The sequence below is a fragment of the Acinetobacter sp. A2 genome (genome assembly GCF_048537555.1).
In the GTDB taxonomy this organism is placed as follows: domain Bacteria; phylum Pseudomonadota; class Gammaproteobacteria; order Pseudomonadales; family Moraxellaceae; genus Acinetobacter.
Genome location: NZ_CP183239.1, coordinates 2,126,440 through 2,150,311 on the forward strand (window position 1 = coordinate 2,126,440; position 23,872 = coordinate 2,150,311).

Sequence of the window (23,872 nt, forward strand, 5' to 3'; positions counted from 1 at the left end):
GTGACAATGGGTTTTACTACAAAAATAGTATTTTTTTTAATCAATCAAAAACACCCAACCAAATGCAAATTTATTAATTTTATTTATTATTTATCAATTACTTATAGATAAAAAACACCTCTTTATTAGAATAAATACTCTATTTGGTTTAATTTTTATACTGAATAGTTTTTCCTAGAGCATTTACTCTTATTTTAATTGTGATATTTTTGTCACATGGAGTAACAAATGGTCTCGGTGAATACAAGCCGAAATCATCCTAGATGAAAGCTTAAAGCATCAACAAAAACTGTCATAAAAGACTTTATAGCCCAAGGGAAATGTATAATGAAATTAAAAGCACTAAGCACAGCAATGATTTTAGCAACTGTACCAATGACAGGTGCTTTTGCTGCAGCAATGGATCGTTCTGGTCAATCTATCGCTGCGTTCCTACAACCGGGTAACTATTTTGAAGCTGGTGTTTCAGTACTGGATCCTTCTGTTTCTGGTAAAACTACAGCTATGACCACTCTTACTGGTCAGCAAATTCCATCACACGCAACAGGTGATATGGCGGGTGATTATTACTTCCCATCAGCTGCATTAAAATTACAAGTAACCGATCAGTTTTCTTTCGGTGTAATTTATGATCGGCCATTTGGCGCAGAAGCTGAATATACTGCTCAATCCGCTGCTTTCAACCCAACAGGAAATGATGGTACTCGTGCGGAAGTTAAAACTGAAAACCTAACTTTCTTATTTGGTTTCCAGCCGACGCAGAATTGGAATATTTACGCGGGTCCAGTTTACCAAACAGCTAAAGGTAATGTTGCGTTACGTGGTGCAGCATATTCAGCGTTCGCTGGATATGATGCAACCTTGAAAGAAGACAGTGAAATCGGCTGGTTAGCTGGTGTAGCTTTCCAAATTCCTGAAATTGCATTAAAAGCATCCTTAACCTATCGTTCTGAGATTGATCATGAGCTTTCTACAACAGAAAGCCATTCTGGTGTTCCATTAAATGTGGCATTAGGTGTTGGTTTAGAAGGAAACCCTGCTGCAATTCCGGCATTTAAGCCAGGAAAAACTGCAGTAACTACCCCACAATCTGTTAATTTAGATTTTCAAACTGGTGTTATGGCAGATACAGTTGCTTTTGCTAACGTACGTTGGGTAGATTGGTCTAACTTCTCTATTCGCCCAACAGAGTTTGGACAAGCTATTGACCTAGCTTCAGCTTTGATGCAACAGCCACAATTAAAAGGTGGTAACCTCGTTGAATATAATGAAGAGCAATGGTCTGCTACTGTGGGCGTAGGGCGCAAACTCACTGACAAGTGGGCTGGAAATGTCTCTGTAGGTTGGGATTCTGGCGTAGACAATCCTGTAACTACTCTTGGACCAACTGAAGGCTACTGGAATGTAGGTCTAGGTGTTCAATACTCACCTGCACCAAACTACTTTATTGCGGGTGGTGTTAAATACTTTTGGTTAGGTGATGCAACCGCTTTAACAGTTGCCAACCCGAATGTTGGTGAGTTCACAGATAACCACGCGATTGGCTACGGTTTAAAAATGGGCTACCGCTTCTAATTAATTATTCCCAAATCTAAAAACCATCCTTCGGGGTAATGCCAGTCAGTTAAGAAATTGACTGGCATTTTCTTGGATATTTTTGTGCTTTAATTTTCACTACTCGCGGACATTGCCTTTGCCTTTTTTCAGGTAATACAAATATTTTAGATTGTTCAAATAATTGTGCTAAATGTTTGGGTAGATTTCCTGCTGATTCTAAAGGTGTGTGCCTTAAGATATTGATAATACTCATAGATGCAATATGGAAACTGATCCTTAAAGGACTCACCTTTGCATGTTCAGCGATAAACCTCATCTGTCTTCTTAAGATATTATAAGCAATAAATACCCCCCACAATTCTTGATAGACCAAATCAGGTTGTTTGCTTCTTAAAATTCTTGCATCCTGTAAATCACTTTTAATTTCCCGATAACACATTTCTATTTCCCAACGCTGGATATAAAGCATTGCAAGGTCTTTGAATGGATAAACTTTAGAATCTGTTAATGATGTGATGTAACGTCTTATTTTTCCTGCATATTCAACTTCAATTAAACGTGCTTCCCAATAGCCACCCAATGACGGATTTATCTTTTTTGCTCTTGCTGAAACAGGCATTTTGATCTGAAAGTCATGGGCCGCATTATGATGAATCACTTCATAACGCAGGTTGTCCTTTGCTCGCATCAACCAATGACTCTCTTCTGCCTGAGATTGCCAACTCACTAAAAAATCAGCAGAGAAGTAAGCACGATCAAATAGGGTAATACTGCGAACTGGTGCTTTTAATTGACTGGCTAAGGTTAATTCACCTTGATCCATACTGCCAATTTGGGCATCAATCATTTCATGTGTATTGGTATTCACCAGGCAAGTCGCTCTGACTTGTGGGTAAGGGGCAGCTGCTGTTTTGCCTTTGGATGAACCAAAGTGCTTAAAGTTTTCTTCTGTATGAGGCATAGACCAAACCACACCATCTACAGCACAAACGCATAGACCGTGAAAGTTGCTATATTGTTGTTGTGAGTCTTTAAACCATGCCTGACTTAATGTCGAAAATAAAGCACTCATGGGCTCTAAGCCTAAGCGCTGTCTTGCTTGTACGGATGCACTCGGTACACAGTATTCTGCCGTACCGAAAACAAGTTGCAATTGTTGAACCACATACCAAATCGGTTGATTTCGAAATAGAGCAAGTCCGATTACCAGCCAAACAACATGTTCAGCAGGCAGTTTTCTTTTTCGAATTGATGCTTTACCTGTTTGGTTTAAGCAATCTTCAATCCAGTTTAAATCAATCAATTCACTGAATTGTGAAAGTGAAGGTAGGGTTTATTTTAATGTTAAATCTAAATTCTGAGATAAATTCATAAAAAAAGAGCGTATTTACATACGCTCTTTTTACAGTATTTTAACTTTTTTTGCTTAACTGACTGGCATTAATCCTTCGGGGTGGTTTTTAGATTTGAATCTATCTCAACCCGAATTAAGTTTTTACTTTAAAATATGAATGCAAGTCAGATAAATACTATTCGCATGGTCACATAGAATAAGAACTCAAACCATAAATGACCTAAGCCTCCAATTACAGCACATTGGTGAGCTCATAAATTTTAGCAAGCAACATGCGATGCTAATTTTATACCCTCAGCTTGGGCAGCTACAATCATATAGGGACTTACCATCATTGTTAGCGGCAGTGTAAAAATGACCCCCTAATGGCATTTAAAAACTGACCCCCTTGGTTAATATAGCGGTCATTTTGGACTGCTCAACATGTTAACTTTGGAGCAAGCAGTGACAATCCAAATACTTCATCAACAAGGCATTTAGTTGGGCACAGTGACTTGACCATTCTGCGCATTAAAGTGAACAAAGCGTGGACAACCACCTTGAAAGTTCACCGTAAAATTACGCCAACCACGGTTGCCAGGATTGGTTTTATAAAGACATTGATAAACCCCACCGCCTGTATGACGTGCTTGAACAAGGTAGGATTCACTGGCTTGTGCAAACCAGCCTGCCTGCGCCAAAGATGCGCCTGCAAGTAGTGATGAAATCAGGGTCGTTTTTAGGAAAGTTTTAAACATCATCATTTTCTCTTTTTTATAGGCATCACTGGTCTTGGTCTTAATCAGACACAGTGTTCCCCATGTCATAAATGTTGGAATGAATATCTATGTTTTTTGAAGTGTTATAGACGATAAAGCACACAAATCTATGCCCCTCAAAACAGCATGAGAGATTCATCTTCATATCGGTAATATGTACTTGAAAAAGTTTTATTCTTAGAAAGTTATCGACACAGCGATGCATGGAATACACAGCATCAGGTCTAATCACCAATCGGCACAAACATAAAAAAAGAGATATATAAAAGACGGTCTTGATGTAAGCGCATGGCGTACTCCTTGTGTGAAAGAGTTCTACCAGAATCACTGTCAATTGATGGTGGCAGAACGAGAAAGGGTTGACAGACTGACACACAAGAATCAGCACGCACAAGGCGTCCCTCCCTCGCCCTACCGCAACGAAGGGGGACGAACGAGTTCGCCACCAAAAAATTACTTTTTTGATGTGCTTGTGTGTAAACGGTCTGTCAAAACCGACTGACGATGTAGGTCAGCAGGCTAAGGATAATCTGCACGCTGTAGAGCGTCAAGCAAGCTAAATAAATGGGGAGTGAAAATATTTATAATTAAAAAATGTTTGAATAAGAATTTAGTTAGATTTAAATACAGCTTATTAAACTATATTCCTTAATCTTCCAAATACCACCAAAAGAAATCAATCCAATCCAAAATTTGATGAGGGGTAGGTTGAGGGGTAAAACTACAGACAAAAAAATAAGCCCTTGCAAATACAAGGGCTTATCTTAAAATTTGGCGGAAGCGGTGAGATTCGAACTCACGGAGGACTCACACCCTCGTCGGTTTTCAAGACCGGTGCATTAAACCGCTCTGCCACGCTTCCAATGGCGGCTATCATATAAAGAAAAATTCAGCTTGGCAAATATTTTCTAAAAATTATGCTTCAAATGTACAAAATAAAATCAAAAATTAGCCATCTTGTGTGATTTCAGGCTTTTCATAACGTATTGAATTAATAAACCAGCTCTTTTTACCTAAAGGTGTGTGTACGTCTACTTCATCATCTATCTGTTTAGACAGCAAAGCCCGTGCCATAGGAGATTCAATTGAAATATGCTGCGGGTGATGATCATAAATTTCATCTACTCCCACAATTCTTAGCGTCTTTTGCTCGCCTTGTTCATTTTCAATTTCGACCCACGCACCAAAATACACTTTCCCCTCTTGTTCAGGAGAAAAATCGACTATACGTAACTCTTCTAAACGCTTACCTAAGTACCGCACCCGACGGTCTATTTCACGCAACCTTTTCTTATTATAGTGGTAATCCGCATTTTCCGACCGATCGCCAAGGCTTGCTGCCCAGTTCACTTTTTTCGTGATTTCAGGTCGTTCTTCATGCCATAAATGTTGTAGTTCAGCGACCAGTTTATCGTGTCCAGAACGTGTAATTAAGTTAGATTTCACGGTGTTTTTGCTGCCATTTTTTTACATTTGGTTAACATCAATCGTCTATTTTATTGCATTTTTCTACACAACTAAAGTTTATAAACTTTATTCCTCAATAAAATTAATATCTTATGTTACATTTTTCAAAAAATTGGTGTACAAAATTTGACATCCAAAAATTTCGTCTTTATTATTCGCACATCTTTTTATATTGTTCAATTTTTAACCCGTGTAGAAATTCTACACATGTTTCCCTTTAATCCCAAGTCATTTTGAATGACGTCATGACTGCCCAACCCTTATTGAATTTATCAAACTTGAAAAAGTTCAAGGCATGTTGCCTTTGCTTTTTAGGGCATAAATTACTTGTAGCGGAGCCAACATGCACAGTAGTTCAACGTCTGGGTCTAGGCTTAGCCTTCACTCATTTTTTAATCGTCTTCCTTTAAAAGTCCTTGCTTTAAGTACTGCATTTCTCCCATTTCACAGTATTAACGCAGGCAAAACGGCCCATCAGTTTGACAACGTCGTCAATCAAAATAAATTGACCGTCGTTTCAGTAGCCAATTCAACGACTGTCTTTAAAGATGGACAGCATTTACATGGCTTTGGTTATGACCTAGTGCGTAACTATGCCGAAAGCATGAATGTGAAACTCGAATTTAAAACTGTGAGCGACAATGCCACAGCTTTAAAATGGGTTTCTTCTGGTAAAGCCAACTTTGCGATGACCACATCGAGTATCCAAAGTATCGAAAATCAGCAACTCACTGCATTTTCTGCCAGTTGTGGCGATTTAAATACCCTAAAGCGTAATGGCTTGAATAGCGAGCTGAACTGGGTGTTTAAACACGCAGATGATCCACTGAGCCAAACTGCAAGTAACTTTGTTTGCCGTGGCAAACAAAACGGTTCTATTAGTCAATTGGCTTCATTTTATAACCGTAATGTTGTTAAGCAAGAATCGTGGGATCTAATCCAGCGTGATTTGCGTAATCGTCTACCTTTATATAAGGCAAACTTTAAAAAGACAGCAACACAGTATGATTTGGACTGGCATCTTTTGGCAGCTATTGGTTATCAGGAATCTTACCTAAAACCTAATTCTGTATCGCCAACGGGTGTGCGTGGCATTATGATGCTGACCAACAATACAGCCAAAGCAATGGGTGTCAGTAACCGTACCGATCCTGCTCAAAGTATTCAGGGTGGTGCCAAGTATTATGATCAGATGCTAAACCGCTATGATCATATTCCGTTCCCTGATCGTAACTGGTACGCACTGGTGGCTTATAACATGGGTCCAGGCGCAGTCAGTCAGATTCAGAAGCGAATTCGTGCGCAAGGTAAGAACCCAAATAACTGGGTGAACTTATATGCTTATTTAGACCGTAACAAAGCCAGCAATGGACGTTATCGTCAAGCGGTGCAATACGTGACCCGTATTCGTGCTTATTTAGAGCATATTAAGACCACACCACAATTGGTTAACATCTAAGTCGCTTAAATCGCAAATTTGATTTTGTAGCTTCTTATTTATAGCCCAAATAAAAAAGCCTAGTTGATACGTCAGCTAGGCTTTTTTAATGCTGTAGCGGCAATAAATACCCACTACAGCAGAAATGACTTTAATTAAGCAGATTGCTCAAGAATCTTCTTAAACAAATCTTTTTGTTCTTGGCTTGGTTTTGCAGTTTGCAATGCCATTAATTGTGACATATCACCCTGTACTTTGATTTTACCTGTCATGAAAGCCTGCATTGCAGCAGCCATATCAAATTCTAAGAATACTTTGCGTAAGGTTTCCGCATCCATATTTAATGTTGTTTTCGCGTTGTCCGCCAAACCTTTTTGGATTTTACCGCCATCTAAAGACAACTCGGTGTTGCCTGCAGCATCAGTCACCACTAAGTTAATTGCTAGATTTGCCAATGCAGGAGGTAAATTTAAATCACCAGCTTGAGCCGTTAAGTTTTCTACAGTCGCAAACCAATCATCAGTTAAAAAAGCAGGCATGATTCTTCCTCAATATATTTGTGCATGTGTGTTGTCTATCCAGACACCATCATTATTAAGCTATTTTGCTTGATGATTGTTATAGCATGATAACCTGAATAAAGGCTAAGAAATTTTGTACGGGACGTTCAGTTTTTGTATATTTAATACTTTATCAAATAAATCAATAGCATAAAAAAACACCAAGCCGAAGCTTGGTGTTTATATTGAATCTAAGATTAACGCACTCTTTAAACTTAGTCTGCAGCGTAGCCTAAATTGACCATATTGATGCGCTTGTTCTGCTCAGCAGCATTTTGTTCAACCTGATCTGCAAAATCAAATACACGCTGGCTATCTAAAGCTTCAAAGTCAAATAATTCGCGATCTGCCAATTGGGATGGCGATACATTCTGCAAAGCACCAAAAATACTGTGTAAACGCTTAGGATGCGCTTTATCCCACTCACGCAGCATGTCGTTAATAATCGCACGTTGTAAGTTTTCCTGTGAACCACACAAGTTACACGGAATAATTGGGAATTTGCGCATTTCTGCATATTTGATGATGTCTTTTTCTTCCACATAAGCCAATGGACGAATCAACATATTTTTCTTGTCTGAAGAAAGTAGCTTTGGCGGCATCGCCTTTAAACTGCCCCCATGGAACAAGTTCAAGAAAAAAGTCGCCAAAATATCATCACGGTGATGTCCAAGCGCCACTTTGGTCGCACCAATTTCCTGTGCGAAGCCATAGAGCGAACCACGGCGCAAACGTGAACATACCGCACAATAGGTTTTTCCTTCAGGGGTTAAACGCTTGGTGATGCTATAGGTGTCTTTTTCCAAAATATAATACGGAATGTTATTTTCTTCTAAATAACGCGGTAATACATCTTCAGGGAAACCAGGTTGCTTTTGGTCTAGGTTGACTGCCACCACATCAAAATTGATTGGCGCAATACGTTTAAACTGCAACATAATGTCCAGCAAGGTATAACTGTCTTTCCCGCCAGAAATACACACCATGACTTTATCGCCATCTTCAATCATATTGAAGTCACGAATCGCATGCCCGACTTGGCGACGCAGCTTTTTCAACAAACGATAATACGCAGAGCTGGTTGGGAGTTCTGGCTTGAAATTAAATCCTTGATCGGACTCAACGGGTGAGAACATAGACGAGATTAACCCATGAAAAAAATTACCGCGCAATTTTAGCCGATTCAGACCAACATCGCATCAAAAGAATGCAAATTCATCGGAATCAAAATTTTTGTCATCGGGCTGTATTGAACCGCATGTTATTTTGAACCTTCGCGTTCAGTTTTTCGGCAAGATGCTTATCTTTTGGACTTTTCCACAGTTTTCCACAAATCCTGTGGATAACTTTGTGGATTTAAAACAACTTGACAAGGCCTCTTGCCGATATTCTAAGGCTTCTCTTTAAATTGATCATTTTGTGATCATTTTTATTTTAAATAAAAATCAATGATTTAAGTGTGTCAAGCTAAGCCAATTAAAAAAAAATAAATATTTTTTTTGATTACTCTGTCAGCAATTTCGCTTGATTTTTTTCGCTACTCCTGTAAATGAATTTGTACAAAGTCTTTTCATCTGTGAGATTTTTGTTAAACTCGTAACAACTGTTTGGGGACAGCTTTTAGTGTAATCACACCATGAAAAATAAAATGAAGGTTTTTTTACTGTGTTTTTTTGGATCTGTTAGTAGCATGCCATTGCTTACGGCTGCACATGCAGGTCAGATTTATATGTATAAAGACAATAATGGCAGCACCCTACTGACCAATCGTAAAAGTAACGACCGTTCCCTAAAAAAAGTTAAAGTCACCTATTACGCAGACAGCAATATTCACAGCTATCGCAACTGGGGTTCATCTGAAGCTTCAGTATTGCCAAGTTATAGCCGCAATAAAAATGCCTTTGACCATATTATTCAGCAAGCCGCACAACAACATGGCATCTCTGAAGGTTTAATTAAAGCGGTCATGCATACCGAATCGGGCTTTAATGTAAACGCACGTTCCCCTGTTGGTGCGCAAGGTTTAATGCAGCTTATGCCTGCGACAGCACGTCGTTTTAATGTCAGCAATGCTTATGATCCGCATCAAAACATTATGGCGGGTGCAAAATATTTAGCATGGTTATTAAAACGCTTTAATGGCAATACCACCTTGGCCTTGGCAGGTTATAACGCAGGTGAAGGCAACGTCGCAAAATACGGCGGTGTACCACCTTTTCGTGAAACACAGGACTACGTCCGTCGTGTTACCAGCCGCTATAGCAACCTATATGCCAATGGGGTGAGCGCTGGTAGCCCTCAAAATAATAATACTTCAAGCAGCAGTACTGCCCAAAATGCACAAATTATTGCGCAGTCAGATAATTATAGCGCCAGCAACCATCAAGTCAGCGTGAACAAACGCCCACAACGACAAATTATTATGGCTGCAGATGGTAGCTTTACCGATGCCCCAACGGGCTCTTATGCCACGGGCAATGCCACTGCATCGGCACGTATTTTCATTTCAGAATAAAGTCGATATTTTTGGTACAGTTTTATTATTTTTTCTTGAATTTTTAAGACATACACCGCATATTTAACGACATGATTTATTAACAAATCAGATTACATTTTCAATATAAGAGGATTTACTCAATGATGCGGATTGGTTTGTTCTTGCTAACCAACCTCGCGGTACTGGTTGTAGCTGGCATAATTTTGTCACTCTTCGGTGTCGGTAGTTACCATGGCGCGGGTGGCTTAAACCTAGGCAACCTGTTGGTCATCTGTTTTGTCTTTGGTATGGTTGGCTCTTTAATTTCTCTATTCATGTCTAAATGGATGGCGAAAAAAACAACTGGGACTGAATTAATTGACCCAAATGCCCCTCGTAACCAAGCTGAAGCGTGGTTATTAAATGAAGTTGCACAATTGTCGCAACGTGCTGGTATTAAAATGCCAGAAGTGGGTATTTTCCCTTCTTATCAATCTAATGCTTTTGCAACGGGTTGGAACAAAAATGATGCTTTAGTGGCTGTATCTACTGGCTTGCTTGAGCGCATGAATAAAGATGAATTACGCGCGGTACTGGCACACGAAATTGGCCACGTTGCCAATGGTGACATGGTTACACTGGCACTGATTCAAGGTGTTGTGAACGCATTTGTTATGTTCTTTGCTCGTGTTGCAGGTGACTTTATTGACCGTAATGTCTTTGGTCGTGAAGATGGCGAAGCCCCAGGCTTAGCTTACTTTGCAATTACCATTGTATTAGATATTGTCTTTGGTATTTTGGCATCTTCAATTGTGATGTGGTTCTCGCGTCAACGTGAATACCGTGCAGATGAAGCAGGTGCACGTTTAGCAGGTAAACAAGCTATGATTTCTGCGTTATTGCGTTTACAAGCAGAGTCTGAAATGCCTGATGCTATGCCAAAAGAAATGAAAGCTTTTGCAATTTCTGCTGGTAAGGAACAAGGTTTTAGTTTGGCCGCATTGTTCCAAACTCACCCGAGCATTGAACAACGTGTTGCGGCATTACAACAATTAAACTTGCCTTAAGACTGTTCAACACATTGTGCTTTCACAACAAAAAAGCTTCCTTCGGGAAGCTTTTTTTATGACTGCATGCAAGCCAAAAGCCAAACTTTACTTATTTTATACTGCAAAAGTTTGTGACCACTGCCACAACCAGTTTGCGCCCAACCACATAGCCCAAACGAGCAAGATTAAAAACAGTACTCCCAATAAATCGGGTAAATGAATCCAAAGCCATGCCACAACAGGATTACGCCAAAATGCTGACTGCTGCTGTTTACGTTCCAATCGCTCATGTAAAAAAGGATGTACCACATGATGCTCACTGTGAATCTGATATTCTTCACGGATATGCGTATGCACTACATCTAAAGCTTTACGGCTTGGACGAATAAATACATCAAATACTGTGCCGACAATTGGCACAAAACCAACTACTGCATCCATCACAGCAAGTTTAATCACGGGAGTGAGTTTGGTTTGTGGTACACCAATTTGTTTGGCTTTATAAATCGCATAACAGGTCAGTGCAAAACCTGCGACATCCCCCGCGACAGGTACAGTGCCTAATGCGGCATCTGCTCCCACGCCCTGCTTGGTAAATGGAATACGCACCACAGAATCCATCATATTGGCAAACTTGGCTAAATCGCGCTCTAAGCGAATCACCTCTTGCTGGCTAAGTTTTTTTGAAGATGCAGGTTCTGGCATAGAAAACGTATCGTTGGGTAAATGCAATCTACTTGAGAATAAAGCAGTTTTTTACTCAGGTCTGTTATGATTTTATAAACAGAATTTTGATCAATGCAAAAAGTTTAAGATGAGGTCTTGAATAAGTCATCATCACCGACAGTGTTTAAAGTAACAACTGTGAAGCAATAAATAAGTACACCACCACGCCCGTTGCATCACAAATCGAGGTTACCAAAGGCGCAGAGGCACTGGCAGGGTCTAGTTTCAGGCGATGCAAAATAAAAGGCAAACTCATGCCAATTAAACAGCCCATCAGCACAATGCCCATCATACTCAAAGCCAACACCAGTGAAACCATAAGATCGCCACGGTAATAGCCTAAAATTGAAACCGCAAAAGCCATAGTTCCACCCAAACATAGCGCCACCAAACTTTCACGTCCGAGTAAATGCAGCCAATCTTTAAATTGCACATCACCTGTAGCCAGTGCCCGTACCATTAAGGTCGCAGACTGAGAACCCGCATTACCACCACTACCGACCAAAAGCGGCAAGAAAAAAACCAGTACAATATGTGCTGCAATAATGTCTTCATAATGCGCAATGCCAATTCCAGACAATAAACTGCCAAATACCAAAATCACCAACCAAAACACACGTTTGCGATATAAAAATAAAATTGGCGCAGTTTTTATACTCATGCCAGGTGAAGACGCTACCGCACTCGACTTTAAAAAGTCCTCCGTAGTTTCAGCCTGTACCACATCCATTGCATCGTCATAAGTGACAATCCCCAACAAATGCTGTTCATCATCTACAATCGGCAAGGCTAGGAAATCATAATGACTGAGCTTTAGGGCAATACTTTCCTGATCTTCAGTGACCAAACCCGTCACCAAGTCGGTACACATCACCTGTTTAATTTTTTGCTCAGGCGGATTTTGAATAATCTCTCTTAAAGAAATGACGCCCAGCAGTTTCATGGCCGCATCTACAATATAAATCAGGTATAAAGTTTCCCGATCTGCTGTCATTGTGCGCAGTTCATCTATGGCTTGCTGCATATTTAATTCAGGCGAAAGCACCACAAAGTCGGAGCTCATAATGGCGCCAGCCGACTCTTCGGGATAATGCGCCAAGGACTGAATTTGAGCGCGCTTTTCTTCTGCAATATTTAAGCTGATATAGCGCTGTAAATTGGGGGACAGTAATTTATATAAGTCTGTGCGATCATCCGAATGCATCTCTGAAATCAAAGCAACCAATTTCAGAGGAGCAATGGTTTCAGCAATTTTTAGCTGTGAATGTAAGGGCAAAAACTCCATCACCAAGGCAGCACTGTCTAATTGTTCAATTAAACTGACCTGAGCTTGCAGACTTAAATACTGTATTAAATCGGCTAAATCGGCAGGGTTAATATTTTGAATCATCTCCTGCACGGCACTGTATTGATGTGATTGCAGTGCATGTTCTAACTGTTCAGTGTGTAAAAGTTTCATGCCAAACACCAATACCATCAGCCCACGGGCGTAGCCAAATACGAATGAAATATGAGCTAAAGATTTTCACAGTATTTAGTAAATTTAAGATTAAGCTTGCTAATTTTACAGGCTTGAGCTTGGAGCAACATCATAGCCTAAAACTCAGCTAAGCATTTCATTAAAATCATTTTTTAAGCGATAACAAGCTTAGATTTTTTGTACTTTAGGTTTAAACACCGAACGAATCAACACATACATAAACGGAATAAAAATTAAGACTAAAATTGTGCCAAACACTACCCCACCCAACACACTTACGCCAATTTCCTGACGGCTTGCTGCGCCTGCACCAAAAGCGAAGACCAATGGTAATATACCTGCGCCAAATGCCAATGAAGTCATTAAAATTGGTCTAAGCCGTAAACTCGCACCTTCTAAAGCAGCTTGCACCACTTGTTTTCCCTGCTGCTGCGCCACAGAGGCAAATTCCACAATTAATATTGCATTTTTACAAGACAAACCAATGGTGGTCAGTAAGGCAATTTGAAAATAAATGTCGTTAGGAAAGCCGGCAAAATAACTAAATAGAATATTGCCACCTATACCCAATGGAATTGCAGTCATTACTGCGGTTGGAATGCTCCAGCTTTCATACAAGGCAGCCAAACACAGAAAAATAAAACCAATTGAAACCAAATATAAAATTAAGGCTTGAGCGCTGGACTGATTTTCTTCATAAGACAATCCACTCCATGCCAAATCTATTCCTTGTTGCTGTGCAACTAATTGTTCCAAATCACGCATAGCCTGACCAGAACTTTTGCCTTCTGTCGTATCGGCTTCCATTTGCAAGGCGCTATATCCCATGAAACGATTGACCACTTCAGGCCCACCACCCCAGCTTAGCTGGGCAAACTGGCTAAATGGCACCATCTGGTTTTGTTGATTACGTACCGACCACTGATATAAATCTTCAGGTTGAGCACGAAACTCTGCATCGCCTTGCATAATCACACGTTTAATTCGGCCGCGATCAATAAAATCATTAATATAATTGCCACCCCATGCAGCCGACAAAGTGCTGTTGATTGCAGTTTGGGTTAGACCCGCTGCCATGGCTTGTTTCTGATCCATCGTGACATTTAATTCAGCTTTTTCTGGGTTAGCACGCTGATCCAAATTTTCAAAACTTGAGTATTGGCTCGCTTGCTTCGCTAAGTTCTCAAACTGTTGCGTTAAAAAGTCCCGCCCTGCACCATTCACATCCCGAATCCAAAACTCTAGACTGTCGGTTTGCCCCAAGCCACGTACTGAAGCAGGCAATCCAATCATAATCTGGGCATCAGGATGCTGACGAAAATGTTGCATCGCCCGTTCACGAATGGCTTCTGCAGTATTCGCTTTACCCGTTCGTTCATCCCAATGTTTAAGTGCTATAAAGCCTTGGCCTAAATTCTGTCCCGTTCCCGAAAAATTACGTCCATAGCGCAGCATCACCAAGTCAACATTGTCTGCCTCTTGCTGCATAAAATATTCACGGACACTTTCTCCCACTTCTCGGCTTTTCGATAATGGCGCACCTTCTTGCAATTTAATCTGGACAGATAACATGCCTTGATCTTCATTGGGAATAAAACTGGTTGGCAAGGCACGGTAAAATAAGGCAAAGACCGTGAGCAAACTGGCAAAAACAACCAGACAGATGCTCTTATGTTGCATGGTCCATGCAGAAAGCTGGAGATAGCGTTGTTTGAATTGTTCCAGTTTTTGATTAAACCACAACGCCCATTTTGCAGGCTGTGGATTCGGCTTTAAAATCAAAGCACATAATGCAGGCGTTAAAATGAGCGCAACCAGTAAGGATAAAGACATTGCCGTAACCAACGTAATGGAAAACTGACGATAGATCACGCCTGTTGACCCACCAAAAAACGCCATAGGAATAAATACTGCTGTCAGTACTAAAGTAATACCCACCAAAGCACCACTAATTTCCTGCATGGATGCAATGGCGGCCTGTTTAGCGTTTAGCTGCTGTTCATGCATTAAGCGCTCTACGTTCTCCACCACCACAATCGCATCATCCACCAATAAACCAATCGCCAAGACCAACGCAAATAAAGTCAGGGTATTGATGCTCATGCCAAATACTTGCAGAATGGCCATTGTCCCCAAAATCACCACAGGCACAGTCACGGTGGGAATAAGCGTGGCACGCCAATTCTGTAAAAATAGGAACATGACTATCACGACTAAAATGACCGCTTCAATTAAAGTTTTCACCACTTCTTTAATTGATTCCTGCACAAATGGCGTGTTGTCTCTTGGAAATACGATTTGATAGCCATCAGGTAACTGTTGTTTTAAGTGCTGTATTTCTTTTTGAATTAAAGCTGAGGTTTGCAGCGCATTCGCCCCTGAAGATAAGGAAATCCCCATACCTGCCGATGGAAAACCATTAATGGTATTAAAACTTTGGTAATTTTCTGCGCCCAACTCAATCCGTGCAACATCTTTTAAATAAACAAAGCCGCCTGTTTGATTGGCCTTTAAAATAATATTTTCAAATTCTTCTACAGTTTTTAAGCGTGAACCTGACGTAACTTTGGCATTGAGGTATTGATCTTGAGCAGTCGGTAACTCTCCTATTGCCCCTGCGGCAACCTGCGTATTTTGCGCTTGTACTGCTGCCTGAATATCGCTGGGCATTAATGCATATTGCTTAAGCTTTAAGGGATTTAGCCAAATTCGCATGGCATATTGTGAACCAAAAACATCGACCTCTCCTACACCCTCAATACGGGCAAGGTCTTGTTCCAAATGGCTCATCATATAATCTGATAAAGCAATATTGCTGCTTTTGCCTGTAGCATCGTACAAGCCAATCACCATGTGCATATCACCCAGCGATTTGAACACATTTACACCCTGACGTTGCACATCTTCAGGTAAACGGTTGATTGCACCATTAATGGCATTTTGCACTTGTACTTGTGCGGTATCTGGATTGGTTCCATTTTCAAAGCTGATACTAATTCGGCTCCGACCCGAAGAATCACTGCTCGAGCTAAAATACAGCAGATGATCCAGCCCTCGAATCTGCTGCTCCAGCACCTGGGTCACGCTCTCCTCCACTGTTTCTGCCGAAGCTCCAGTATAAGTGGCACTCACGGTAATGCGGGGTGGTGCAATATCCGGATAACGCTCGACCGGCAAACCTAAAATGGAAAAAATACCAAACGCCATGACAATAATGGCCAGGACTCCAGCAAAAATAGGACGTTCAATAAAAAATTTTGACAGCATAAAACAGGATCACTTTTCGGTGGCAGCGTTGTTATTTAAGTCTTGCTAGAGCATCAAATTTATCAGCAAAATCAGAAAGCTTAAAAGGGTTTCTCAAATTACCACAGCTAAATAGATCTTCTATGACGACCTATCAAAAAATGCAGTTTTGTCACAAAAATATTGATTGGTCTTCATTTTTTCTCACAGATTTTTGTATTTGCCCTCCCAATTTTGGGATAGCTCCTAGATTCATCTTATTTCTATACTTCTGACATAACAATTTGGATGACAAGGAATTCATGATGAAAAAAACCTTATTATGCTTAACTTTAGCAGGCTTACTCAGTGCATGTGGTGGTTCAGACAATGATTCTAGTAGCAGTCCAAATCCATCACCATCAAACACCACAAAAACTGGCGTACTGACCGATGGGCCTGTGAGTGGTGCAACTTATACAATTAATGGTGTCTCTAAACGTACAAATGCTCAAGGGGAGTTTGAATATCAAGAGGGTGATGAAATCACTTTCTCTATCGGAAATATTGAAATTGGCACAGTAACTGGTGCTGATCGTATTACCCCTGTGGAGTTAGCCGATGATGTAACAACACGAACAAATTTACTTATTTTTTTACAATCTTTAGATTCTGAGGGTGATCATGACGATGGTATTCAAATCCCTGACTCAGTGAGTGAACTCGATGCAGACTCAATTGACTTCTCTAAACCAACAACAGAATTTATTACAAGCTTTCAACCTGTTCTACAAAAAATAGAAATTTTTAAAGATAAAGTCGTAGTTAGCGCAACAGAAGCACAAGCTAACTTTAACCAAACACTCCTCAAAGATATCGTTGGGGTTTGGTACGCAAAAAATGCTGAATCAGAAATCGTACTTCAAGTAACCTCAGACGGGAAATACCTGATTGGCGAACCTATTGTTAGCTCACCATCTGATAGTGCGAATGGCATGGAGTACGGTGAGTTATCGGTGAATGCTGTTGCTGGAGAGTTATGGGCGCAATCTTCAATTGATACAAATGAAGATTGGGGCTTAAATGATTTTGGAAAAAAACGTGATATGAAAATATCATTTGATGGTACACAGTTAAAAATTTCAGAAGCCCAAAACCTGAATGAAAGTGCAACTTTTACCAAAGTTCCTCACCATAATTCTGGAATTGTAGGTGCATGGAGTTCAAGCTCAGGTAAGCAATTATTTGTTTTCAATACAGATAATACATATATCATGGTCGATGCTGTAGGCGATGATCAGGTCGAAGTTGGGGAAACACCTTGTGGTGGACCAGGAATCGAATATGGTAATTATCAGCTCCAAAATGGTAAATTATTGGTGAATACTCCCCCTATCATCGATACAAACGGTTGTGCCGGTCTATCCGATAATGATGCACACTTAGGCTTACCAGTCACAATTGCAACTAACTCACTAACGTTCACGGTAAGCGATGAAGGCTCATTTACCCTCTCTAGACTAAATGGAAAAGACACAGAGGTAGAAGACGTCAACCAAACATTCTTAAAAGATATCGCAGGTGTTTGGTATGCGAAGAATGAAGAGTCAGAAGTTGTACTGCAAATCACCAAAGACGGAAAATATATGCTTGGTGAACCGATTTTCAGTGCACCATCAGATAGCGCCAATGGCATGGAATACGGTGAATTATCTATTGATGCCAAGTCGGGAACTTTACGAGCTCAAGCGTCAATCGATACGAATGAAGATTGGGGTTTAACGGATTTCGGTGTTACACGTGATATGAAAATATCATTGAATGGCACTGAATTAAAAATTTCAGAAGCCCAAAATCCAAATGAAAGTGCAACTTTTACTAAATTTCCTCGTCATAACTCAGGAATTATAGGTGCGTGGAGTTCAAGCTCAGGTAAACAATTATTTGTTTTCAAAACGGATAATACCTATACCCTAATTGATGCTGTAGGAGATGATCAAGTTGAAGCTGGGGAAACACCTTGTGGTGGACCAGGTATCGAATATGGTACCTACCAGCTTCAAAATGGTAAATTATTTGTTAATGCTATCGCTATCGATACAAATGGTTGTGCAGGCCTCTCTGATACCAATGCACATTTAGGTTTATCAGGCACTATTGGTACCAATACACTAACATTTACTGTAAGTGGCGAAGGTACTTTTACACTCTCTCGACTAAACTAAACCAAATTAAAATGCTCCAATCATAAGATTGGGGCATTTTATTTAATATGCTCAAAATGAATGGTACAGCCCATCAATAAATGCATCAGTTCGATTTGCGAACAACATTGGGTTTTTTCATAAATATTTTTAAAATACGTCCGTACCGAACTCAACGTAATGCCACACTGTTCTGCAATATCTTCTATTTTATAACCATTAATTAACAACTCGCATAAATCAAACTCTCGTTTGGAAAGCTGGTAACACTGTTGTAGGTAAGCTCTTGACAGGGAATAATGCTGGTTTTTATCTGTCATAAATAAGGCAATCTGATGCTGAGCAGACTGTAAATGTTGCATATTTCTTAATTTTTTAAATGGCACCACCGTCAGCATGAATTGTGAGCCTGCCCCATCACTCAACGCCAAGACTCCACCTACTTCAGTCTGAATGGTCGTATCTTCCAGCAAAGCACTTTCCAGAAGCTGATCAAAACGTACCTGCTGAGCATAATTGGTTTTTAGACGGTTATGTATATCGAGATCCAGACATGAACTCTGATCAAGCATCTTTTGCGCAACAGGATTGGAATAACTTAAACACAGGTTTTGATCGAGCAGTACAATCCCGGTTTTTAAACTATCCAATACGGTATACAAGCTTAAATTATCTTGTTGAATCAAGTTGATTTGCCGGTGAATTTGCAAAGCCCGGCGTAAATGCTTACCGATCCGCTTAAGAAATTCATGCTCTTCCGGACTATAAGGCTGAGCATCGGGCGCCCGGTGAATACCCAAGACCGCCCAACGATGTTGCCCCTGATCAAGTAAAACAGCTGCGATATGACAAATCCCGGTTGGTTCCAGACAGCGCTCATAAAAGATATATTCATCTGTGCCTGGCATCTGGCCATAGGACTGCAAGTTTTGTTCAATAGTATCCCCCACCCCGATTTGCTGCCATAACGGCGCATGCAGTTTCATATCAATGACTTTAATCCGTTCGTCCTGATAGGCATCAATACAGGCTTGCGGAATATTATAAGTATGCACAAAGTCATAACTTGGACTCAATTGGTCCAAAGCGGTAAAAATCGCGGTTTTACTGTTGGTGTAGTGCACAATGGCTTCAATTACTTGCGGCCATAAACGCGTATCCATCGCGGCATCATAAATTAACCCAATGATCTGGTGTTCTTGTTCTTTCATCTCTCCCCCAGCTTAATCATTAAGCCCTACCAATTTAATACAAAAGCTCATCATACATTTAATTATTTTTGAACCATTTATCTATTTCTTACTTTTTTATGCATTAAGTTTAGTTTTACTGCATTGTGTTTTTTATTGACCTGCATATAAAAAAATCCCCGCAATTGCGGGGATTTTTATGATCGAATGACCAGCAGATGTATTACATCATGCCGCCCATACCACCCATGCCGCCCATGTCAGGCATTGCTGGTTTTTCTTCTGGGATTTCAGTGATCATGCACTCAGTTGTGAGCATTAAGCCCGCAACAGATGCAGCATGCTCAAGTGCAGAACGGGTTACTTTCGCTGGGTCAAGAATACCCATTTCAAGCATATCGCCATATTCAGAAGTTGCAGCGTTATAACCGTAGTTACCTTCACCGCTCTTCACTGCATTGATCACTACAGATGGCTCATCGCCTGCGTTTGCCACAATTTGACGAAGAGGCGCTTCAATTGCACGACGTAAAATGTTAATTCCGACATTTTGATCGTCATTTGCACCAGTTACACCGTCAAGTGCTTTCGCTGCGCGTACTAACGCAACACCACCACCTGCAACAACACCTTCTTCAACCGCAGCACGAGTTGCGTGAAGTGCGTCATCTACACGGTCTTTTTTCTCTTTCATTTCAACTTCAGTTGCCGCACCAATTTTGATCACTGCAACACCGCCCGCTAACTTAGCAACACGTTCCTGAAGTTTTTCTTTGTCGTATTCTGAAGTTGATTCTTCAATTTGCGCACGGATTTGTTGTACACGCTCAGCAATTTGACCTGCATTACCTGCACCATCCACAATCACGGTGTTTTCTTTAGATACTGTTACTTTGTGTGCAGTACCCAAGTGCTCTAGTGAAGTTTGCTCCAAAGACATACCAATTTCTTCAGAAATCACAGTTGCACCTGTCAAGATTGCGATATCTTGAAGCATTGCTTTACGACGGTCACCAAAACCAGGTGCTTTCACCGCACATACTTTAATAATGCCGCGCATGTTGTTTACAACAAGTGTTGCTAACGCTTCGCCTTCTACATCTTCAGCGATAATCAATAATGGCTTACCTGTTTTCGCAACTGCTTCTAAAACTGTGATTAATTCACGAATGTTGCCCACTTTTTTGTCTACCAACAAAATGAATGGGTTTTCAAGTTCAGCAGTTAAAGTATCTTGTTTGTTTGCAAAGTATGGTGAGATATAACCACGATCAAACTGCATACCTTCTACAACGTCTAGTGAGTCTTCAAAGCCTGAACCTTCTTCAACGGTAATCACGCCTTCTTTGCCCACACGCTCCATTGCTTCTGCAATTAACTTACCTACAGTCGTATCAGAGTTAGCAGAAATCGAACCAACTTGTTCAATCGCTTTAGTATCTGATGCAGGTTTAGCCGTCGCTTTAATGTTTTCAACCACTGCTTTTACAGCAATGTCGATACCACGTTTCAAATCCATTGGGTTCATGCCCGCAGTTACAGATTTGATGCCTTCATTTAAAATGGCTTGTGCAAGTACAGTTGCAGTTGTTGTACCGTCACCTGCGATGTCGTTGGTTTTACTTGACACTTCACGAACCAACTGTGCACCCATGTTTTCAAATTTATCTTTTAGGGTGATTTCTTTAGCAACAGATACACCATCTTTAGTGATGTGCGGTGCGCCAAAAGAACGGTCGATCACTACGTTACGACCTTTAGGGCCTAAAGTTACTTTTACTGCATCTGCAAGGATGTTTACGCCTGCAATCATTTTTGTGCGGGCTGAATCACCAAATTTTACGTCTTTAGCTGACATGTTTGACTCCAAATATCTTTAAATAATGTTCAAATTGACTTTGAATAACGAGTGCTGAAATTAGCCTTCAAGTACCGCTAAAATGTCAGACTCTTTCATAATAAGAAGTTCTTCACCGTCTACTTTAACTGTGGTGCCTGCATACGTACCAAACAAGACTTTGTCGCCCACTTTAACGTCTAAAGCGCGCACGCCATTGTCTGTGATTTGACCATTACCTACTGCAATCACTTCACCTTGAGCTGGTTTTTCTGCAGCAGAACCTGGAAGCAAAATACCGCCAGCTGTTTTTGTTTCTTCTTCAACACGACGAATAACTACGCGGTCATGTAATGGACGAATGTTGCTCATAAATAACTCCATCAGACTAAGTCTATGTATAGATTCCTGATGACGACTTATTTATTCCATGTGTCATCATCAAAATAAATTTTAGATGACACAGTTGTGGGGATGGAAAAATTCGCTTCAAGGGGAAACGCTAAAAATATTTCAGTTTTTGTTGTTTTTTTAGACAAGTTGAGTGGATCAACCTTTTATTCTGTGTTTTGCGGCCACAACACGAATTGTTTTTGTTCTACATCAAAGATGTAATGCTGCACATCACCATTATTGCAGACTATATTTAAGCTATTCGGCATACCTTGGTGCAAACGCTGTGAAATTGCAGTTCCTGCATGAATATCGAGCACAGGATGTGCTGCACCAAGTGCATAGATTTGATTGAGGTCATATACAGCAGGCTGGTGTAAATGGCCATGCAGCAAGGCATGCAAGCCTTTTTTGCTCCATTGTTCCAACGCAATACGTCCCAACACAGGACAATCTTTAATACCGTGCACATTATCGGGCGGTGTATAAAATGGCTGATGTGCCACCAAAATTTTTAACTTATTGCTGGGCGCAGCTTGCAATAAGGCGTCGATCTCCTGAATTTGATGCAAAGAAATATGCCCACGGGTATGAAAACGTCGCCGAATACTGTTCACCCCTATCACATAAAAATGGGCAGTTTCCAAAATTGTTTCCATACGGCCAAAAAACAACTGATACCGTGCAAACGGACTAAAAAAACGATTCCAAAGGTGATATAGCGGAATATCGTGATTACCTGGCACAACCAAATACGGTAAATTCAAACTGTCTAAAAAATGCTTACAGGCATAAAACTGTGCGTAGCGTGCACGTTGGGTTAAATCACCACTGACCACGACCGCTTCTGGTCGCATACTTGCACACAGTTGTTGTACTGCCTGCATACAAGCCACATTTTCAGTGCCAAAGTGCAAATCAGACAGATGCAGCAGCATGCGGCACCTTAATCTTTAATGCATTTTTCAATACAGATATACGTAGCGGCGGACGCATTTTGACAATTTCTCCATCAAGCGCCACGGTCAGTTGTGGGCGTTTACTATGAATGACCACCTGCTCTGCTGCAAAACTGTACATATCATTGGCTTGCTCAGCCTTCCCCTGAATTAATTGCCACAGAATTTTAAACAAAGTCAATTTATCAGACTTTGCCACGGCAACACCTGCGACTTTGCCTGCTGCAGCAGCTTTGGCAATACGTAAATTCATTTCAGACAGTTGCAATTGATTATTCCCAAAGAAAATGAGCGGCGTTTTCAGCGGATAGCGCTTTGTATCGACCTCTATTTCTAATTTTAATTCTTTACGGTCACGCAGCAGTACATCTAAAGCCGAGGTGTAGGCATGTAAAGGAAAGCGTCCTAAATAACGGTTATAACGCTCACGTTTTTGAATAAATAAAGGGTATAAACCCAAACTGGCATTATTTAAATAGATGTGTTGATTGATTTGCGCCACATGCACTGCACGCGTACTGCCAGTTGCGATCACATGTGCTGCTTCAATTAAATCTAACGGAATATTCAGTAAGCGTGCCACATAATTAAACGTGCCCAAAGGCAAAATCCCCATAGGGATAGATGTCCCTTTTAACTTTGCAGCAACCGCATTTAAAGTACCATCTCCACCCGCTGCCACCACCACACCCGCTAAATCAGGATGTTGATGACGTGCCAACACCTGTTGCATTAACGCATCAAAGCCCGTACTCGCCCCAATATCAAAAGATTGAATTTCGAAGCCATGCTGCGATAAAACGTGCAACAACTCTTCATAAATATCGTCTTTATGATTAGCATGAAATCCAGATTTTTGATTATAAACAATCGATAAGGGCTGTAGCTGCATAAACCTCTGTGTCATTTTTTAAAGCTTTTGTTCTAATTTCAGTCAATTGATACGGAATGAAAAGCAGCTTTATGTAAAATTCAAATGATGACCATTCATTAAATCAATGACAAACCGATCAAAAAATCCCAACTCAACACATTGAATTATATAAAAATAATTTAAATAAATAATGTCCATCAAATATTTAAATAATAAAAAATGCAGCAACCAAAAAATGTAAGTATATGTTTAATATACAGTATTATTAATTTATCCAAACTTTTTTATCAGAAAGCCAAATCATGCCTAAGTCTTATTTTTTTTA

General features: G+C 40.4%; 17 protein-coding genes, 1 tRNA gene and 1 pseudogene. 5 read left to right on the forward strand and 14 right to left on the reverse strand.

The features are described 5' to 3' along the window. The first annotated feature begins 327 nt into the window (after positions 1-327). Positions 328-1,575, forward strand: a complete 1,248-nt coding sequence (locus tag ACNS8M_RS10115) for an OmpP1/FadL family transporter (RefSeq protein WP_168542272.1) — start codon at positions 328-330, stop codon at positions 1,573-1,575. Between the two features lie 49 nt (positions 1,576-1,624). On the opposite strand, the pseudogene ACNS8M_RS10120 reads toward ACNS8M_RS10115, so the two are convergent. The 4 genes and pseudogenes from ACNS8M_RS10120 to greB all read right to left on the reverse strand — a co-directional run bounded on the left by ACNS8M_RS10120 (position 1,625) and on the right by greB (position 5,115). Then, a pseudogene (locus tag ACNS8M_RS10120) lies at positions 1,625-2,929 on the reverse strand (IS4 family transposase). A 458-nt stretch (positions 2,930-3,387) separates the two neighbouring features. Then, entirely contained in the window at positions 3,388-3,648 is a 261-nt protein-coding gene (locus tag ACNS8M_RS10125) for a hypothetical protein (protein ID WP_002058491.1), read from the reverse strand. Positions 3,649-4,441: 793 nt separating this feature from the next. Next, a tRNA-Ser gene (locus tag ACNS8M_RS10130) sits at positions 4,442-4,531 on the reverse strand. A gap of 86 nt (positions 4,532-4,617) precedes the next feature. Then, positions 4,618-5,115, reverse strand: a complete 498-nt coding sequence (gene greB, locus ACNS8M_RS10135; RefSeq protein ID WP_168542542.1) for a transcription elongation factor GreB — start codon at positions 5,113-5,115, stop codon at positions 4,618-4,620. A 364-nt stretch (positions 5,116-5,479) separates the two neighbouring features. Between greB and ACNS8M_RS10140 the strand changes: the two genes are divergently transcribed. Then, positions 5,480-6,595, forward strand: coding sequence for a transglycosylase SLT domain-containing protein (locus tag ACNS8M_RS10140; protein WP_168418827.1), 1,116 nt, complete (start codon positions 5,480-5,482; stop codon positions 6,593-6,595). 134 nt (positions 6,596-6,729) lie between these two features. On the opposite strand, the gene ACNS8M_RS10145 is transcribed toward ACNS8M_RS10140, so the two are convergent. Further along, positions 6,730-7,113, reverse strand: a complete 384-nt coding sequence (locus ACNS8M_RS10145) for an SCP2 sterol-binding domain-containing protein (protein ID WP_004972111.1) — start codon at positions 7,111-7,113, stop codon at positions 6,730-6,732. A gap of 236 nt (positions 7,114-7,349) precedes the next feature. Beyond that, positions 7,350-8,270, reverse strand: coding sequence for a tRNA 2-thiocytidine(32) synthetase TtcA (gene ttcA / locus ACNS8M_RS10150; protein WP_168418828.1), 921 nt, complete (start codon positions 8,268-8,270; stop codon positions 7,350-7,352). Between the two features lie 512 nt (positions 8,271-8,782). Between ttcA and ACNS8M_RS10155 the strand changes: the two genes are divergently transcribed. Together ACNS8M_RS10155 and htpX are read left to right on the forward strand one after the other, a co-directional pair. Next, a complete protein-coding gene (locus ACNS8M_RS10155) occupies positions 8,783-9,649 on the forward strand; it encodes a lytic transglycosylase domain-containing protein (protein ID WP_413784400.1) in 867 nt (288 codons plus the stop codon). A 122-nt stretch (positions 9,650-9,771) separates the two neighbouring features. Next, positions 9,772-10,677: a protease HtpX gene (gene htpX / locus ACNS8M_RS10160; RefSeq protein WP_168418829.1), complete on the forward strand. Its 906-nt coding sequence runs from the start codon at positions 9,772-9,774 to the stop codon at positions 10,675-10,677. Positions 10,678-10,773: 96 nt separating this feature from the next. On the opposite strand, the gene ACNS8M_RS10165 is transcribed toward htpX, so the two are convergent. The 3 genes from ACNS8M_RS10165 to ACNS8M_RS10175 all read right to left on the reverse strand — a co-directional run bounded on the left by ACNS8M_RS10165 (position 10,774) and on the right by ACNS8M_RS10175 (position 16,132). Next, positions 10,774-11,364, reverse strand: a complete 591-nt coding sequence (locus tag ACNS8M_RS10165) for a DUF4112 domain-containing protein (RefSeq protein WP_168542544.1) — start codon at positions 11,362-11,364, stop codon at positions 10,774-10,776. 145 nt (positions 11,365-11,509) lie between these two features. Next, the gene (mgtE, locus tag ACNS8M_RS10170; protein WP_168542546.1) at positions 11,510-12,844 is read right to left on the reverse strand and encodes a magnesium transporter; all 1,335 of its coding nucleotides are present in this window, start codon (positions 12,842-12,844) and stop codon (positions 11,510-11,512) included. A 189-nt stretch (positions 12,845-13,033) separates the two neighbouring features. After that, positions 13,034-16,132 (reverse strand): multidrug efflux RND transporter permease subunit, encoded by a 3,099-nt coding sequence (locus ACNS8M_RS10175; protein WP_168542548.1) that lies wholly within the window; start codon positions 16,130-16,132, stop codon positions 13,034-13,036. A 281-nt stretch (positions 16,133-16,413) separates the two neighbouring features. On the opposite strand from ACNS8M_RS10175, the gene ACNS8M_RS10180 reads away from it, so the two are divergent. Continuing rightward, the gene (locus tag ACNS8M_RS10180) at positions 16,414-18,315 is read left to right on the forward strand and encodes a hypothetical protein (RefSeq protein WP_374855413.1); all 1,902 of its coding nucleotides are present in this window, start codon (positions 16,414-16,416) and stop codon (positions 18,313-18,315) included. 38 nt (positions 18,316-18,353) lie between these two features. On the opposite strand, the gene ACNS8M_RS10185 is transcribed toward ACNS8M_RS10180, so the two are convergent. The 5 genes from ACNS8M_RS10185 to ACNS8M_RS10205 form a co-directional block, all read right to left on the reverse strand. Next, on the reverse strand, positions 18,354-19,505 hold the full coding sequence (locus ACNS8M_RS10185) for a LuxR C-terminal-related transcriptional regulator (protein WP_160232561.1): 1,152 nt from the start codon (positions 19,503-19,505) through the stop codon (positions 18,354-18,356). A 202-nt stretch (positions 19,506-19,707) separates the two neighbouring features. Further along, positions 19,708-21,342 carry a chaperonin GroEL gene (gene groL / locus ACNS8M_RS10190; RefSeq protein WP_168418833.1) on the reverse strand — a complete coding sequence of 545 codons (1,635 nt, stop codon included), beginning with the start codon at positions 21,340-21,342 and terminating at the stop codon, positions 19,708-19,710. A gap of 60 nt (positions 21,343-21,402) precedes the next feature. After that, positions 21,403-21,693: a co-chaperone GroES gene (locus ACNS8M_RS10195; RefSeq protein ID WP_004972131.1), complete on the reverse strand. Its 291-nt coding sequence runs from the start codon at positions 21,691-21,693 to the stop codon at positions 21,403-21,405. A gap of 185 nt (positions 21,694-21,878) precedes the next feature. Further along, complete coding sequence (locus tag ACNS8M_RS10200; protein WP_168525047.1) at positions 21,879-22,652, reverse strand: metallophosphoesterase family protein; 774 nt, start codon at positions 22,650-22,652, stop codon at positions 21,879-21,881. After that, positions 22,633-23,580 carry a diacylglycerol kinase family protein gene (locus ACNS8M_RS10205; RefSeq protein WP_168542550.1) on the reverse strand — a complete coding sequence of 316 codons (948 nt, stop codon included), beginning with the start codon at positions 23,578-23,580 and terminating at the stop codon, positions 22,633-22,635. The genes ACNS8M_RS10200 and ACNS8M_RS10205 overlap by 20 nt, the downstream gene beginning before the upstream one ends. Between the last annotated feature and the right edge of the window lie 292 nt (positions 23,581-23,872).

Excerpts from the sequence above, each read along its gene's own strand:
- ACNS8M_RS10185 (WP_160232561.1), bottom strand. The coding sequence starts at position 19,505 with ATGAAAGAACAAGAACACCAGATCATTGGGTTAATTTATGATGCCGCG.
- ACNS8M_RS10125 (WP_002058491.1), bottom strand. The coding sequence starts at position 3,648 with ATGTTTAAAACTTTCCTAAAAACGACCCTGATTTCATCACTACTTGCA.
- ACNS8M_RS10140 (WP_168418827.1), top strand. The coding sequence starts at position 5,480 with ATGCACAGTAGTTCAACGTCTGGGTCTAGGCTTAGCCTTCACTCATTT.
- ACNS8M_RS10145 (WP_004972111.1), bottom strand. The coding sequence starts at position 7,113 with ATGCCTGCTTTTTTAACTGATGATTGGTTTGCGACTGTAGAAAACTTA.
- ACNS8M_RS10195 (WP_004972131.1), bottom strand. The coding sequence starts at position 21,693 with ATGAGCAACATTCGTCCATTACATGACCGCGTAGTTATTCGTCGTGTT.
- ACNS8M_RS10175 (WP_168542548.1), bottom strand. The coding sequence starts at position 16,132 with ATGCTGTCAAAATTTTTTATTGAACGTCCTATTTTTGCTGGAGTCCTG.
- groL (WP_168418833.1), bottom strand. The coding sequence starts at position 21,342 with ATGTCAGCTAAAGACGTAAAATTTGGTGATTCAGCCCGCACAAAAATG.
- ACNS8M_RS10165 (WP_168542544.1), bottom strand. The coding sequence starts at position 11,364 with ATGCCAGAACCTGCATCTTCAAAAAAACTTAGCCAGCAAGAGGTGATT.
- mgtE (WP_168542546.1), bottom strand. The coding sequence starts at position 12,844 with ATGAAACTTTTACACACTGAACAGTTAGAACATGCACTGCAATCACAT.
- ACNS8M_RS10200 (WP_168525047.1), bottom strand. The coding sequence starts at position 22,652 with ATGCTGCTGCATCTGTCTGATTTGCACTTTGGCACTGAAAATGTGGCT.
- htpX (WP_168418829.1), top strand. The coding sequence starts at position 9,772 with ATGATGCGGATTGGTTTGTTCTTGCTAACCAACCTCGCGGTACTGGTT.
- ttcA (WP_168418828.1), bottom strand. The coding sequence starts at position 8,270 with ATGTTCTCACCCGTTGAGTCCGATCAAGGATTTAATTTCAAGCCAGAA.
- ACNS8M_RS10155 (WP_413784400.1), top strand. The coding sequence starts at position 8,783 with ATGAAGGTTTTTTTACTGTGTTTTTTTGGATCTGTTAGTAGCATGCCA.
- ACNS8M_RS10205 (WP_168542550.1), bottom strand. The coding sequence starts at position 23,580 with ATGACACAGAGGTTTATGCAGCTACAGCCCTTATCGATTGTTTATAAT.
- ACNS8M_RS10180 (WP_374855413.1), top strand. The coding sequence starts at position 16,414 with ATGATGAAAAAAACCTTATTATGCTTAACTTTAGCAGGCTTACTCAGT.
- ACNS8M_RS10115 (WP_168542272.1), top strand. The coding sequence starts at position 328 with ATGAAATTAAAAGCACTAAGCACAGCAATGATTTTAGCAACTGTACCA.